This window comes from Deinococcus malanensis, assembly GCF_014647655.1.
Taxonomy (GTDB): Bacteria; Deinococcota; Deinococci; order Deinococcales; family Deinococcaceae; genus Deinococcus; species Deinococcus malanensis.
Genome location: NZ_BMPP01000014.1, coordinates 40747 through 54260 on the forward strand (window position 1 = coordinate 40747; position 13514 = coordinate 54260).

Annotated in this window: 17 protein-coding genes; 10 read left to right on the forward strand and 7 right to left on the reverse strand. The window is 64.9% G+C overall.

The genetic code is table 11. From position 1 onward, the window contains the following. Positions 1-26 precede the first annotated feature (26 nt). From IEY49_RS15285 to IEY49_RS15310, 6 genes are all read left to right on the forward strand, one after another. Complete coding sequence (locus IEY49_RS15285; protein ID WP_189010342.1) at positions 27-881, forward strand: rhodanese-like domain-containing protein; 855 nt, start codon at positions 27-29, stop codon at positions 879-881. A gap of 565 nt (positions 882-1446) precedes the next feature. After that, positions 1447-1806, forward strand: coding sequence for a PadR family transcriptional regulator (locus IEY49_RS15290; protein WP_189010344.1), 360 nt, complete (start codon positions 1447-1449; stop codon positions 1804-1806). A gap of 17 nt (positions 1807-1823) precedes the next feature. Further along, positions 1824-2084: a hypothetical protein gene (locus tag IEY49_RS15295; RefSeq protein WP_189010346.1), complete on the forward strand. Its 261-nt coding sequence runs from the start codon at positions 1824-1826 to the stop codon at positions 2082-2084. Positions 2085-2283: 199 nt separating this feature from the next. Next, on the forward strand, positions 2284-4569 hold the full coding sequence (locus tag IEY49_RS15300) for an ATP-binding protein (protein ID WP_189010348.1): 2286 nt from the start codon (positions 2284-2286) through the stop codon (positions 4567-4569). Between the two features lie 537 nt (positions 4570-5106). Continuing rightward, positions 5107-5304 carry a hypothetical protein gene (locus tag IEY49_RS15305; protein WP_189010350.1) on the forward strand — a complete coding sequence of 66 codons (198 nt, stop codon included), beginning with the start codon at positions 5107-5109 and terminating at the stop codon, positions 5302-5304. A gap of 131 nt (positions 5305-5435) precedes the next feature. Then, on the forward strand, positions 5436-5834 hold the full coding sequence (locus tag IEY49_RS15310; protein WP_189010351.1) for a DUF4397 domain-containing protein: 399 nt from the start codon (positions 5436-5438) through the stop codon (positions 5832-5834). Between the two features lie 202 nt (positions 5835-6036). Here IEY49_RS15310 and IEY49_RS15315 read toward each other — a convergent pair whose 3' ends face one another. Both IEY49_RS15315 and IEY49_RS15320 read right to left on the reverse strand, forming a co-directional pair. Next, positions 6037-6654, reverse strand: coding sequence for a hypothetical protein (locus IEY49_RS15315; RefSeq protein WP_189010352.1), 618 nt, complete (start codon positions 6652-6654; stop codon positions 6037-6039). A 365-nt stretch (positions 6655-7019) separates the two neighbouring features. Beyond that, positions 7020-7628, reverse strand: a complete 609-nt coding sequence (locus IEY49_RS15320) for a hypothetical protein (protein WP_189010353.1) — start codon at positions 7626-7628, stop codon at positions 7020-7022. A gap of 413 nt (positions 7629-8041) precedes the next feature. Between IEY49_RS15320 and IEY49_RS15325 the strand changes: the two genes are divergently transcribed. Both IEY49_RS15325 and IEY49_RS15330 read left to right on the forward strand, forming a co-directional pair. Next, positions 8042-8311 (forward strand): DUF6069 family protein, encoded by a 270-nt coding sequence (locus tag IEY49_RS15325; protein ID WP_189010354.1) that lies wholly within the window; start codon positions 8042-8044, stop codon positions 8309-8311. Between the two features lie 116 nt (positions 8312-8427). Beyond that, the gene (locus IEY49_RS15330; protein WP_373291925.1) at positions 8428-8862 is read left to right on the forward strand and encodes a GAF domain-containing protein; all 435 of its coding nucleotides are present in this window, start codon (positions 8428-8430) and stop codon (positions 8860-8862) included. Between the two features lie 70 nt (positions 8863-8932). Here the strand turns inward: IEY49_RS15330 and IEY49_RS15335 are convergent, their stop codons facing one another. From IEY49_RS15335 to IEY49_RS21900, 4 genes are all read right to left on the reverse strand, one after another. Further along, positions 8933-9862, reverse strand: coding sequence for a hypothetical protein (locus IEY49_RS15335; RefSeq protein ID WP_189010356.1), 930 nt, complete (start codon positions 9860-9862; stop codon positions 8933-8935). A 124-nt stretch (positions 9863-9986) separates the two neighbouring features. Further along, positions 9987-10727: an MBL fold metallo-hydrolase gene (locus IEY49_RS15340; RefSeq protein WP_229780839.1), complete on the reverse strand. Its 741-nt coding sequence runs from the start codon at positions 10725-10727 to the stop codon at positions 9987-9989. A gap of 180 nt (positions 10728-10907) precedes the next feature. After that, complete coding sequence (locus IEY49_RS15345; RefSeq protein WP_189010357.1) at positions 10908-11123, reverse strand: hypothetical protein; 216 nt, start codon at positions 11121-11123, stop codon at positions 10908-10910. A 204-nt stretch (positions 11124-11327) separates the two neighbouring features. After that, the gene (locus tag IEY49_RS21900) at positions 11328-11564 is read right to left on the reverse strand and encodes a PxKF domain-containing protein (protein WP_189010359.1); all 237 of its coding nucleotides are present in this window, start codon (positions 11562-11564) and stop codon (positions 11328-11330) included. Positions 11565-11712: 148 nt separating this feature from the next. Between IEY49_RS21900 and IEY49_RS15355 the strand changes: the two genes are divergently transcribed. Together IEY49_RS15355 and IEY49_RS15360 are read left to right on the forward strand one after the other, a co-directional pair. Then, a complete protein-coding gene (locus tag IEY49_RS15355) occupies positions 11713-11910 on the forward strand; it encodes a hypothetical protein (protein ID WP_189010361.1) in 198 nt (65 codons plus the stop codon). 15 nt (positions 11911-11925) lie between these two features. Beyond that, entirely contained in the window at positions 11926-12201 is a 276-nt protein-coding gene (locus IEY49_RS15360; RefSeq protein WP_189010363.1) for a hypothetical protein, read from the forward strand. Positions 12202-12230: 29 nt separating this feature from the next. Here the strand turns inward: IEY49_RS15360 and IEY49_RS15365 are convergent, their stop codons facing one another. Continuing rightward, on the reverse strand, positions 12231-13292 hold the full coding sequence (locus IEY49_RS15365) for a Gfo/Idh/MocA family protein (protein ID WP_189010365.1): 1062 nt from the start codon (positions 13290-13292) through the stop codon (positions 12231-12233). Positions 13293-13514: the final 222 nt, after the last annotated feature.

Here is a 13514-nt window from a genome sequence, read left to right on the forward strand (position 1 = left end):
GCACACTGAGCACAGGAGGACCACTGGTGACGGGACAGCAGGACATCAGCGAGGCAACCGGACCAGATGCGCTGCCAGGGCAGCCGCACCCCATTGAAGCATGCACCTGGCACGGCGGGAGCGGCCCCTGGCCGGAGGTCTCGACGGCGCAGCTGCGCAGGCTTCTTGCGGCAGGCTCAACCCTCGTGCTCGACGCACGGTCTCCTCTGGAGTGGGCGATTAGTCATCTGCCGGGAGCGAGGAACGTCGGGCCAAAGCCAGGCGTGCCCATGGGAGAGTATGTCGGTGATGTCCGGGAGATCGCGCGCCTGACGCAGGGGAACCCGTCGGTGCCGCTGTTGATCTACTGCAACGGCCCTCACTGCCGTAAAACCTACCGGCTCGCCGCTGAACTGCGTGACGCGGGCTTCACGGATGTCCGCTGCTATCACCTGGGTGCGCCCGTCTGGCGGGCGCTTGGGGGCCTGATGGTCGTCGAGAAGGAGGGGGCGGCCTACATCCTGCGCAACGACCGGACCGCGTGCTGGGTCGACGCGAGCCGCGCAGGTTGTGCTTTTCCTTTCCCCAACCTGCCAGGTGTGGTGCGTCTCCCTCAGGGCAGCGTGAGCGATGCGAAAAATGACGGCCGACTTCCTATGGAAGACCACAACACCCGGGTGGTCGTCTTTGGCAGCACGGTCAGCGAGGCCAGAACCGTCGCTCAGGAACTGGGTTCGCACGCATTTCATAACGTCACGTACTTCAACGGCACGGCTCGGCTCCTGGCACAGACACTTCAGGCCGCAGACCCGGGGAACGGGCTTCACCGCATGCAAGGCCGCTGTGGTCATCCAGCCGGGCATACGTCCTCACTCCGGGTGAAAGGGAAGGGAGAAGCATGAACCTCATACCACTGCTCGCTCTGGTCGTACTCGCCCTGACATCTGCCGCGTCAGCCCACGGTGCCTGCCTCCTGGCGGCCGCACCCGTGATGACGGACGCTGCGGTTCCGGCGGGAAGCGTCTCGGCACGACCCGTGGTTTCGCTCGACCCGCAGGATCATGCAGCCGTGGCCTCCTCTGCGAAGCGCTTTTTGTTTCTTCGCGCCGCTTCCGGAATGCACGCCAGGTTCTTGGCCCCAGCGCTCCCGCTGGTTCCCAATTCTTTCGGAGGGCGGGCCCTGGAGCAGGAATCGGCAGGAAGCGCCCCTGGACTGCATCTCCTGAACAGGGTTGGAAGCGTCCTGGACGAGAGCCACCAGTAGGAAAAGTCGGGAATTCGGACGGTTCCTATCGCTCGGAATGAAGGAGGTTGCCGGCGTGGTTCGCCCGCCGCCTGCCCTCCCGCGTCTTTCCTTGCCTGACCGCTGAGGTGGGCGTCCCCGTCAGCCTTCGGTTCTTGACGCACCCACCCAATTTTGTCACGCTGTATCCACAGGGGATATATCACTTCCGGTAGGAGACGGACATGAGCGACCAGCACCCCAGCCCCCACGACCTCCTGCCCCTGACCCCAGCGGTCCTCCATATCCTGCTTGCCCTGGCTGACGGCGAAAAACACGGCTACACCATCATGAAAGCCGTCGAAACGCACTCCGAAGGCCAGACCCGCATGGGCCCCGGCACCCTCTACGGCACCCTCAAACGCCTCCTCACCACCAGACTCGTCCAGGAAAGCGACGAACGCCCCGACCCCAGCCTGGATGACCAGCGCCGCCGGTACTACAGCCTCACCTCGTTCGGGCAGCGGGTCCTGAATGAAGAAGTCGAGCGTCTGGGCCGCCTGGTGCAGGCCGCCCGGCGCACCCCCGCACTGGGCGGCCTGTAGACCGCAGGGAGTACCCCATGACCATCCAGGCTGTCGAGAAGTCCGTCGCCGCATACCGCTTCCTAATGCGGTTGTATCCGGCCGAGCACCGCGCCGAGTATGGTCCGCACATGCTCCAGGTATTCCAGGACTGTTGCCGTGACGCGTACCGGCGGCGGCAGGAGAAGGGAATCCAAGACCTATGGCTGGGCACCCTGCTTGACCTGGTGAAGAGCGCTGGCCAGACCTTTTCCTGGCTATTTCAGCACTCCCCCTGCCCCGCGCCGCGTCCGAGCTGAGCTGTTCGCCAGGGCGCACTCCCAAAACCCGAGGTGGCTGCGCTCACGCCTGATGGCGGTCCCGGTCTCCGGAAGCAGGCTGCCGGGGACGCAACCCGGCCGGGTGGGGAAGAGCGTGCGATCCGGCAGAAGCGCTGCGTGGCCCGGAACCGTTCTCCAGTGAAGCAGATGTCTTGTACTTCTGACCTGAGGGGGACTCATGACTGACTTTCGTTCTCACCGGATTCCGGGTCACCTGCCTCTTCGACCGCATGCCCTGGTCGGTCGTGAGCCCTTGCTGCTGACCGCAAGCCGCTTGCTGAGAGACCGCCGCGTCCGGCTGCTCACGCTGCGGGGACCGGGCGGCATTGGCAAAACCCGCCTGGCTCTGGAAATCGCCTACCGGCTGAGCCCGGAATTCGAGCGGGGCGCCGTCTGGGTGAACCTTGCGGAGTTGCGCGACCCTTCGGAGGTGGCGCCCGCCGTCGCCCAGGCCCTTGGAGTGCCTTCAGAAGATTCCACTGACCTGTTGACCCGGCTGGGGCCGGGCAGCCTGCTGCTGGTGCTCGACAATTTCGAACATCTGGCACCGGCAGCCTCCGACGTGGCCGCCTTGACGGCCGGCGCGCCGAACCTGCGGGTCCTGGTGACCAGCCGCACGGCCCTGCACGTCCGCGGAGAGCAGGAATTCCCGGTGGGACCGCTGCCCTTGCCCGCGCCGAACGAACCCTTGCTGGCGAGCCCGGCCGTGCAGCTTTTTGTCACGTGCGCGCAGACGGTTGATCCGCACTTCTGCCTGACCGCCGCCAATGAGCCCGCGGTGACCCGGATCTGCCGCCTGCTGGACGGCATTCCGCTGGCCCTGGAACTGGCCGCCGCGCGACTGCGTGTCGTTCCGCCGGACGGACTTCTCAGCTGGCTGGAGCGGCCCCTTGAGGTCCTGGCAGATGGGCCCAGTGACGGTCCCCACCATGGCCACTCGCTCAGGAGCACGATCGGCTGGAGCGTTGATCTGCTCACGGCGGAGCAGCGCGAGGTCTTTGCAGCATGTGGCGTCTTTCTGGGCGGGTTCACCCTGCCGGCGCTGGAAGCCGTGACCGGGAAGGAACGGACGCGCGAGGCCTTGATCGGGCTGGTCGAGCACAGCCTGGTTCAGACCGCCGAGGGTCCCGAACCGCGCTGGCGGCTACTGGAACCGGTCCGGGAATACGCCGCGGAACTGTTCGGCAGCCTGACAGAGACTGAACGCCTGCGCGAACGGCACGCGCGGTATTACCTGACGCTGGCCGAGCAGTTTCATCAGACCGCCCCGGCGTATGACGAGGCATGGTCTGGTCGTCTGCGTGCAGACGACGCGAACCTGACGGCGGCCCTGAGATGGGCTGTGGAGGCGCAGCGGACCCTGCTGGCTCTCCGGTTGGTGCGGGCCTTGGGACCGTACTGGGACCACGACGCGACGCAGAAGCACCATGAGTGGCTGGGTCAGGTCCTGGCCCTGCCGGACGTGTCGGATGAACCGGCGCTGCTGGCGGACGCCCTGTGCGCTCTGGGGGTGACCAGCCGCAACCTACAGCAGTACGGGGAGGCCCGGCAGGCCCTCCAGCAGGCCGGAGACCTGTACCGGCAACTGGACGATGCCGCCGGTGAAGCCAACGTCCTGCTGATTCTCGCTTCGGTGTACTCAGGGGCAGGAGAACATGAACCGGCCCTGGAGCTGTTCAGGCGGGTTGAGGTCATCTTCCAGGGTATGAACCACAAGCGGCGTCTCAGTGAAGTGGCCAACAACCTGGGCGTGACCTACTTGCGTCTCGGTCAGCTCCCGGACGCCTTCCGCTGTTTCGAGCGGACGGAGGCGTTGAGCAGCGAGCTGAACAGTGAGGAGGGTCTGGCCTTCGCCAGAGGCCTTTTGAGCTGGTCGGCGTACCTCCAGGGCCACAAACACATCGCGCTGCCCCTGGCGCTATTGGCCTGGGAGCACATGCTGCGGGTGCCGAACGCCCTGCTGCGGTACGTGCTGCTGCATCAAATGGCCTTCCACGCGCGGGATGCCGGGCAGCTGGATCTGGCGGCCCGGATGGTCGGGTGTAGTGACGCGATGCGGATCAGCACAGGGGAGCCGTGGGACGTGTGTTTCGCCCCGTTCGTGAAGACGCTGGACGCCGCCTTACGGACGGCGATGGGGGAGCGGTACCTGGAATGCCGCACTGAAGGAAGCACGTTGCGACTCGAGGATCTGGCGCCCGAGGTGGAGGCGATGCTTGGTCACGTGCTGCACGCTTCTCCGGCGCCTGAGCCCCTCCACCCGTTGACCGGACGGGAGCTGGACGTCCTCAGACTGCTCGTGCGGGGCATCCCAGACAAACGAATCGCGCAGCACCTGGACATCAGTGCAGCTACGGTGAGTAAACACGTCTCGAGCATGTTGGGCAAGCTCGGGGTGCACAACCGGGTGGAACTTGCCCGCTGGGCCCTGGAGCATGGGCTGAGTGGGTCGTCAGCCTCTTGAGGAGGATGGAGAGTCCTGAAACGGCCTGTTCACGGCCAGGAGAGTCGCAGGCAGGACCTCCTGGCTCCTCTCCCTATGTCCATCTGCTGGTGGATGAAGCGTGGTGAGGAGCGTAGGGGTGCAGCCTGGCCAACTCGTGCTCACGGCAGTCATGGGCCGAGCCGTGGTGAACAGAGGTTCGTATGGCATCACGAGACGCTCTGGAAACGCCTGACTCCTGCCCCTGGTCATGGTGGAGCGCGGCACCTCACTGGAGGGACGCGGCGGTCAATGGCACTTCTGGGGCTGATGCTCGCCCCTGTGTCCGGTCCGTCCCTGTGAACCAGCACCTTTCCTGGTGGCCACGCGTTGAGCTGCGGTGAAGGCCTGGCCGTGCCCCCCAGTTTTACCAGGGTGGATTATCAGCTACCCCCCGAGTTCTGGTGATGCTGAGAAGCCTGAACAAGTCTTAACGTGAGGCATCGAGCCAGACCGGCATTCCCTGACTGGCACGATGCCGCCCTCCACCTGCCGCCTTTCCTGCACAAGGAGTGTCTTATGCGCATTGAATTCGATCCGACTCTGAATGGCGGCCTGGACAAACTGCACCGCTACCACCAGGAAGCTGTGGTACATGCGGCGCACCGTCAGGCGGTGGAGGGACAGGACGCGGGAACACGGGCGTGGTGGAGCACAGCCGTACGCCAGATGCGTCAGCTGTTCCGCCGGCCGGCGGTCCCTGCCACCCGCCATTGACGCGGCGGTTCCCGCCTGGAAGTCAGTACTCACGCTCCGCAGTGGAGGTGCCCTGCCCCAGATGACGCCCAACTCCTCCAGCATCTTCACTCAGTTCCCGCCGCTCTCCAGTTCCCAAAAGGACGATTGCTATGCAGAACCGTAAGTCCATGAAAGCCACCATGATTGCCAGCCTGTTCGTCGCGGCACTGTCTGCTCCTGCTTCGGCGTCGTGGGTGTACTTCCACAACGATTCCGGCGCCAGCGGCCCAGTGGACGTGTGGGTCAACGGTGTGCTGATGTTCACCAATATCCCGCCGGATAATCACATGATGTTTCCCAAGACCATGCCGGCCGGGATGCATGAAGTCGTGGTGACGCCGCACAAGGTGGCCTCCAGCGTGAAGACCCTGGCACGGAAGACGGTGGAAGTGCAGTACGCCGACGCGTACACCCTGAAGCTGGGCATGAACGACGGGACGTTCAATCCCACCAACGTGGCGATCAATCTGGATATTCGCAGCCATCATTTTGGAGATTCGCTGCGCTGAAGAGGACGTGGAGGGGGCACTCGCAGGATGGCGGCTCCCTCCACAGCTCTTGAGGTTGAAGGCGAGGATCAGGTCCTCATGCGGACGACGCGGCACGCGATGTAGTCAGTGGGCGTGCAGTGCACCTCCTGAAACCCCAGGCCACCCGCAGGCCGGGATTGAATGTGGCTCAGATCAGGGAACCCAGTGGTCGTATTGATATTCAGGGCGCCAGGGCAGCAGGCAGCACCTCCCCGCGCGTGACGCAGCGGTCGAATTCCGCCCGGTCACCCAGCAGCAGTGCGCTCAACGCAGCGCAGCCCGCGGCCTCATCGTCAGGCAGACTCCCCCCCACGCACATCAGGTTCGCTCCGTCAGGCTGCAGCACGAGCATTCCTGGCCAGCTCGGATCCGTCCACAATTCCAGAGGCACCGGTCCGGCGGTAGTATCTACCTCGAGTCCGATGACCTGCTCGAAGCACCATTCGGAGGGCATCTGAAAGTGCGTGAGCCGTCCCCGGAGCTGCCCGACCTGCCCTGACCAGGAGGGCTGCCGGACCAGATACGCGAGCATGTGCGCCATCACTTTGACCGCCAGTCCCTCGTCGTAACAAGGCTCGGGCCGCAGGCGCCCATAGAGGCGTGGCCGGTCCAAGAGCGTCGCTCTGGCGGACAGGACCTCGGGGAGTCCCAGCAGCACCGCGGGATCATGAACCGCGAGGAGCTCGGTGGGCAGGACCACGGCCCGGACATGTCCTTGAGGAAGGGGAATCACCACGTCGGCGCGGTCAAAGACGTCGGCAAGGGTGCTGATGGGAGGAGTTGGGGGCGGGTTGATCACCCCTTCAGCGTAGGCGCGATTTCGGAAACCGGCAGAGAAAATTGCATGAGAGCCGTCCGCTCTCATAAATGGTTTCTCGCTCGGGTTGCTGGCGCGAACCAGCACAGTCCAGGCCGCCGGCCCAGCTCTCCTCGCCCGTAGGCTGCTCAGCCTGTGGACGACCTCCCCTCCCCCTGTGATCCTTCCCCTCGCTGCCAGTTCTGAAACCGCCTGCTGTGCCGGTCTCGTCTGGCAAGCCTGGGCTCAAGCAATGCGCGGATCCTGTCTGGCTGAGCCGCACCCCCGTCTCTTACAAAAGCTGATGCGCTGGTTCCTCCTTGACCTGCGATGCCTGGCACCCACGTCCTGGCGCCACTCCGGCCACTTCAGAAAGCGCGGCGGTAAAGGCCTTGGAAGGTCACATTCATCCCGCCGCACCCACCGTTGTCGTCAACGAGAAGCGCGGCGCCGAGGTTCAGCACGGTCAGGCGGCAGGAGTCGCCGGGAGAGACGCTGGCGTACACCCAGGCTGGGCCACGCCGAATCAGCGTTCCCTCGAGGGAGCCGACATTGACGCTGCCGCTGGGTGTGTGCCAAACCGCGTCGCCTGTCAACTTCAGCCCATTGCCGATGACCAGGCCAGCGTCCTCATCGCGGATCCAGGCCCCACGAGCAGGAGGAATAGCCGGCACAGCCGTCGCCTGCGCGTCATTCAGGAACCCACTGACCTTCCGCGAGGCGCCGAAGAAATAACTGCACCGGCGCCCGTTGACGGCACGCCCCTGGACGACCCGGTCACCACGAACCACATAGGGTCCCCGGGCAGTTCCCTGGGCATCCCGGAACAGCGCGCGGTCCACAGTCACCACCGCGACTCGCAGGACGCTGAAATCCTGAAGCCGGTAGTTGTCACAGGTCGCGTCCTGCGCCGCTGCACCACTGAATGTCGCACCAACTGCGCTCAAAAGAACCGCATTCCAGCTCACCTTGGCCATACCACCACACTACCCACCAGCTTCCCGCCCGGAGCCGCAGAAGGGTTCGCTGGCCTGAGCGATGTGTAGCGCGGCGCATTGAGCGCCGGGTGGCACGCGGTGCAGGCCCCGAGCGTGGACGCTGAAGCTGCACCGCCACCAGGAGCGGACGCCGAGCGCCCCTCAGGCCACTGAGGGGCGCCCATCCCCTTCACCCTCGCGCTCGTTCTTTCGCTGCTCGTATGGTGGGCGTGTACGAACAGGTACGCAATACACAGGGTGTTCACGCCACCGGGCAACCTTATCTTCGCGGCATCCTTGAGGCCTGCCACCTTCACCGCTGCCCTCAGTGCCACCGCCAACGCCACCATCCACACCATCGCCATCCTAACCAGTGGCCCCCTCACCGTCACCCAGGGCGCTGATGGCCCCCCATGACCCTCACCCTCCTCCCCGTGCTGATCGCAAGCCTCCTTTCCCCCTTCTCCGCCCTGCTTGGCCTGCTGGTCCTGCGCCGCTTCACCCGCCACGCCTGGCCGGCCATCTTCACCGTTACCCTGCTGTCCATCGCTGGCCCCCTCGGGCAGAGCGGGACCGCTGAGAAGATCGCCCTGGCCCTGATGCACCTGGTCGTCAGCGGCGCCACCATATGGTTCCTCAGCCGCAGCCAACCCCGCCGGACCCCGCCCGCCCTGATCGCCTGACGTCCCGAGGTCCACCATTTCCAGCGCGTTCGAACTGATGTGACTGATAGGCCCCTTAGCACGCGGACCACGGGACAAGTACCGTAGAGGAGAACCGCTGGAGTGAACCCTTGAGAATGCCCAAGCTGGGAACGACGCCGCGCCTGAAGCTCCGACCTCTGCAAGCCGAGGAAAACCGCCGGGCTGGCCTGTCCCCCCCTGCCCACGAAGACGCCCGCCCCGCTGAACTACACCGCTTCGGCATTCTCGATACCCTTCCTGCGCCGCAGTTCGACCGCATTGTCGCGCTTGCCGCCCGGTACCTGGACATGCCAATGGCCGCTGTGACCTTCGTGGACCAGGACCGTCAGTGGTTCAAAGCGCGCCTGGGCCTGACCGTCACCGAAACGCTCAAAAGTGAGTCCATCTGCGCGATCGCGATTCAGCAGGACCGCGTGCTGGTGATCCCGGACGCCCGCAAAGACCCGCGAGTGAACGGCATGAACTGCTTCAGTGTGGACCAGGCGGTCGGCTTTTACGCGGGTGCCCCGCTGCGCACGGCCAGCTCTTAGACCAGCCAGAATGCCTCCTGGTTGAATTCCTACGTGGAATCTTCAGGTTTGGCAGGACTGATTTCGGGTTTCAATCCACGCGGGTACAGAACTGCGCTTTGTACCGGTCGGCAGGCTGGTGCACCTCGACCAGCGCCAGGCGGCGGTCGGTGGTAGGAATGGTCCGGAAGAGGTACAGACGCGACCCCGGGTCACTGATCAGGTCCACGTCGCCGTTCGCGAGGATTTTGTAGGTGCCCTTGTACCCCTTCTGGTTGACGTACCTCTCGCCGAAGGTCAGGTCACCCCAGGTGCCGTTTGCGTACAGGCGGTATTTGGAGGCATTGGCGTAACTGCGCATCTGTGCTTTGGCCGGATCGACCGGAGCCTGCGATACCGGGCCAGCCACCGACAGCTCCGGTGCGCCGCCGCTCAGGCACACGTAGTCCCCAGCCAGGGCCGTGCCGGTGGTGCGCTGGGCGGCGGGAGTCGGCGCGGCCCTGGCCGGGGCAGGCCCGTCTGGAGCAGGTCTGACTGGTGCAGGTGCGGCCGGCCGGATCGGGGCGGGCGCTGTCTTCGCCTGTGCCACCTTCGCCTGCGCCGCCTTGAGCTGGCACCAGCCGAGCACCACGCTTTCGGCGTCCCCGTACAGCATGCCGACATACCGGTTGGCTTTCTCGGTCAGCAGGAACGACAGGGCGTAACTTTCCTCGTTTTCCTCCTCCCCAAGTTCCTTGAACGTCATGCCCCGTGCCTTGAACTGTCCGGCAAGGTCCCCACCTATCTGTTCGGCCAACTCCGGATCGTCCCAGACCAGGTACTCGCTCACCTGACACCCGCTGCCCTGCTCTGTGGCCAGGCCATTCAGAAGCTGGCCGAATTGCCGTGTGGCAGCGGCATCGGTCACCCGGACCGCGCCTTTGGTCAGGGGAACGCGGGTCAGGCTGGAGGTGCTCGCGGGGCCCTGCTGCGCGAGGGCGGTGCATAGGAAGAGCGGCAGGACCGTCAGGTTTCGTTTCATGGGTGACCTTCCATGGAGAGAGTTGCCGCACTGTACGGGCCGGACGCTTACAGCTTTCCTTCAGAAGTGCACACCGGGTCACTGCCGGTCCTGACCAGACGCGGCCGTGGGTTCAAGACGGGCGTCAACCCCAGTGCTGCCTGATCAGCTGGGCTGCCCCCTGGCGTATGGCGTCCCCATGACCGAACGTCGCCACCTCGAACTCCAGCGCCGCCAGGGCCCGCTGGGTCGCACGCCCGAGTTCCAGGTCCTCGAACAGGATCGGATCGTGCAGTCCCTGCGTGTTCCCCATCGCATCCGCCGCGAACAGCACGCCACCATGCTTTGGCCACCACAACGCCACCTGACCGGCCGAATGCCCAGGCGCCGCCACAACCGTCAGGCCGCCTGCAAAGGGAAGCGTTTCGCCTGGCGTCAGATGTTCGTCCACCTGGGCGGTGTGCGGAAACGATTGTGGGGCGGCCACCACCCGTTCAAAGATCGCCTCCAGGCCAGGCGCCGCCGTCATGGGCCGCTCCCGCCAGCGGCCTTCCTGCACCAGCACCGCGTCAAGGGGGTGCATGTACACTCTCGCCCCAGTAACCACCTTGAGGGCCGCGAGACTGCCGGAGTGATCCGGATGAAAGTGCGTCACGATGATGTGGTGCACGTCGGTCGGGGTGTGGCCCAAAGTCCGCACGGCGTTCAGAATGACGTCTTCGCTTCCGGCGACGCCCGTGTCGATCAGCACGAGTGAGCTGTCGTGTTCAAGGAGAAAGACGTTGACGATGCCGAGGGACAGTTGGTGAAGTCCCGGGACGAGGCGCAACAGGGCATTCATTTCGACCTCCGGAAAGTCGTGATGGTTGCTTTTGAAGCGTACCAAAAGCACTCCCTCTTTCTCTCCAACCCGGTCCACGGGGGGCCGGGCAGCAGGAGGGGAGGGGGCGCGGCGCGAGGAAACGCAGCTCAATTAACAGCTACCCTCCCCAGCCCGGATAACACCTGAACGCCGTGACATGCAGTGCGGACATCAACTCCTCACGGTACGGTACAGACTGTGGGTTTACGGCGTGGTATCCAACGCTGTGATGGGTACCGCTTGATCCCGCGCGTAAAGGGCGCAGACCCCATTGGTGTCCGGGGGGCGGGTGTACTCCAGGAGGGCGACGGGGGTAGACGCACCGGGTTTGAGCCCAAGGGCTTTGAGTTCATCGGCGGTGGCGAGGGTCTCCGGGTAGAGCTGGCGGTATTTGGGGACGGGGGTGAAGCGTTTCGGCATGGGCTGTTCCTGCGCATGGTGGTAAGAGGAATCGACCGTGTGAGCCGGAGTGGAGCAGGGTGGTACTCCTTCCAGACTACTGTGCTTTCCGGTGTGGATTCCACGGAATATTATTCATTGGTGTGATGCGGCGATATATACAAGAACGGCCTGAACATGGCGCCGAATCAGGCCACATCGGGTGTTCGGGTGAGACACCTACACCTACGTGTGGAAGACAGCTGTGGGCGCTCCGGTCTCGCAGGACACCTGAGTGACACTGGGAGAGTCGGCGGCCAGAATCCCCATCCCCTGGTTGCCGTTCAGGCTGAATTTTAGGGGGATGCTGCTTCCCGCCTTCTTCACATTGACGGCGGGCAGGTTGTCCACTGGCCGGAGGAACCCCTTGAAGCTAAAGTGCCCTGCACTTGGCGAAAGGGTGACGACGTAGCGAATGAACAACAGATTTCAGGCAGCTGCTTTTCCAGTCGTCTGGCTGTGTCTTGTACACTTTGTGAAGCTTTCCTTAACATCCCCAGGCAGTCCCAGTTCCAGAGGTTCTCTGTCCGATCAGACCTTGTGGCCTGAGTCCTACCGTTCTGGAGTCCGAATGATTGAAGTGAACTGCACCTGGATCCCTGGAACCCTCGACATGCTGCACCTCCGCGCTGGAGACCGCCTTGGTCGGCTCTCCATTGGTGAACTGCGCCGCCGGTTTGGTCTGAGGGCCATAAACGCGCTCTACCTCAGCGGCCGGTTTCAGACGATGGCAGACCCCAGCGACCTGGCCGGACTGGCGCTGAGCTGAAATGCCGGAGGACACATGACCACATCCGCTATGGAAGACCATCTCGAGAGGTTATACGCGGCCTACCACGCAGCGCAGGCTCATCATTGGTCGACGAGCCAGCTGACCTTGCATCGCCGGCACCCGGACGGGCGGCCGGTCTCCCGTGCGGAGCTGGAGGAAGCCCTCTGGCGGGAGCGGCACGAGTGGCAGGAAGTTCTGCATGCCTCGGCGGCGTATTACGCCGTCACCCCACAGGAGCGCCCCGTCCACTTGAGTGGCCCCGGCGGTGCCATCCCCCCGCCAGTCTGAACAGCAATGATCCGGCCAGAGCCCGTGATTCAGGCGCCGATGATCTCCGCAAGCAGCACGGTGCGACCCTCCTCAGCCGAGCGCACGGCGGCAAGGGCGAGCGCGAGACTGCCGAGGTTGTCGCGCCCGGAACTTTCGGGTTCTGCTCCCGTGTGGATCGCCTGCACGAATGTCGCGAGCACCCCGGCCCGGTCAAGATTCGGAGTCTCGGGCAGCGGCAGTGAACGTGCGGGCTGCCCGAGCTGGCGAACGTCCACACGGTCTGGGGACGGGTCATCGCGGCTCGTCCAGCGGACCTCGCCCCGTGCGGTGTCCAGGCGCCACTCGCCGGCCCATGGCGTGACCGGCCCGGAACTCGCCCAACTGCCGCGGTAACTCACGACCACCCCGCCTTCGAAGGTGATGGTGGCCGTGGCGCTCGCGGGGTCCACAAAGGGACTCCAGGGGGGATTGAAGGCGTGACAGTCGATGCTGAGCGGCTCGCGGCCCAGCACGAAGCGCATCAGGTCGAAGTGGTGGATGGCCATGTCGAGCAGCAGCGGGTGTGGCAGGCGGTGGTGCGCGGCGGGAGCGGGGACCGCGCGGGCGTGGTCACGGCGGAAGTCCACCTCGACGTACCCCACTTCGCCCAGGCGCCCTTCGCGCACCAGTTGCGCTGCGAGGTGCGAGGCGGGGTGGTGGCGGTAATTCTGGCTGACCATCAGCGGCACGCCGCGCGCGTGAGCGGCGTTCACCACTGCGCGCGCCTCGGCAATGGTGGGCGTGAAAGGCTTCTCAACGAGGACTGGTAGGCCCGCCTCAATTGCGGCGAGGGCGACGGGCGCGTGGCCGTGTGCGTTGGTGGTCACCAGGGCGGCGTCTGCCTCCGTCGCGCGGAGCGCCTCGGTCAGGCTGGTAAAGCAGCGATCATCTGGTGCGCCTCGTTCGCACGCCAGCTTCAGGGCGTCCGGGCTGGCGTCAACGAACGCAGCGGCTTCCACCTGCGTTTCGGCGCGCACGATCTTCATCCAGTCACGGCCCCACCCACCCAGGCCAATCTGAATGAGTCGCAGCGGGCCGGTGTGTGACAGTGTCGACTTGCTGTTCCGCATCTTCACCTCGAACAGCACAGGGAAGTTCGCTGATATGAGAACGTCCACGTGCACGGTCTGCCGTCCTCACGCCGAGAGACAGCCGGGAAGTCCAGTATGGGGGCCAGAGGCGAGCACTCAAGGCCCCGACGTGCCTGTTCAGTATGAGTCAGCGGACGGTGATCCACCATGGTGCTCTCCCTGGCGTTGTCGTGGACCATGAGGTGTCGCTCGTACGCCTGT

Excerpts from the sequence above, each read along its gene's own strand:
- IEY49_RS15365 (WP_189010365.1), bottom strand. The coding sequence starts at position 13,292 with ATGCGGAACAGCAAGTCGACACTGTCACACACCGGCCCGCTGCGACTC.
- IEY49_RS15320 (WP_189010353.1), bottom strand. The coding sequence starts at position 7,628 with ATGGCCAAGGTGAGCTGGAATGCGGTTCTTTTGAGCGCAGTTGGTGCG.
- IEY49_RS15310 (WP_189010351.1), top strand. The coding sequence starts at position 5,436 with ATGCAGAACCGTAAGTCCATGAAAGCCACCATGATTGCCAGCCTGTTC.
- IEY49_RS15295 (WP_189010346.1), top strand. The coding sequence starts at position 1,824 with ATGACCATCCAGGCTGTCGAGAAGTCCGTCGCCGCATACCGCTTCCTA.
- IEY49_RS15290 (WP_189010344.1), top strand. The coding sequence starts at position 1,447 with ATGAGCGACCAGCACCCCAGCCCCCACGACCTCCTGCCCCTGACCCCA.
- IEY49_RS15330 (WP_373291925.1), top strand. The coding sequence starts at position 8,428 with ATGCCCAAGCTGGGAACGACGCCGCGCCTGAAGCTCCGACCTCTGCAA.
- IEY49_RS15345 (WP_189010357.1), bottom strand. The coding sequence starts at position 11,123 with ATGCCGAAACGCTTCACCCCCGTCCCCAAATACCGCCAGCTCTACCCG.
- IEY49_RS15325 (WP_189010354.1), top strand. The coding sequence starts at position 8,042 with ATGACCCTCACCCTCCTCCCCGTGCTGATCGCAAGCCTCCTTTCCCCC.
- IEY49_RS15355 (WP_189010361.1), top strand. The coding sequence starts at position 11,713 with ATGATTGAAGTGAACTGCACCTGGATCCCTGGAACCCTCGACATGCTG.
- IEY49_RS15360 (WP_189010363.1), top strand. The coding sequence starts at position 11,926 with ATGACCACATCCGCTATGGAAGACCATCTCGAGAGGTTATACGCGGCC.
- IEY49_RS15335 (WP_189010356.1), bottom strand. The coding sequence starts at position 9,862 with ATGAAACGAAACCTGACGGTCCTGCCGCTCTTCCTATGCACCGCCCTC.
- IEY49_RS15300 (WP_189010348.1), top strand. The coding sequence starts at position 2,284 with ATGACTGACTTTCGTTCTCACCGGATTCCGGGTCACCTGCCTCTTCGA.
- IEY49_RS15305 (WP_189010350.1), top strand. The coding sequence starts at position 5,107 with ATGCGCATTGAATTCGATCCGACTCTGAATGGCGGCCTGGACAAACTG.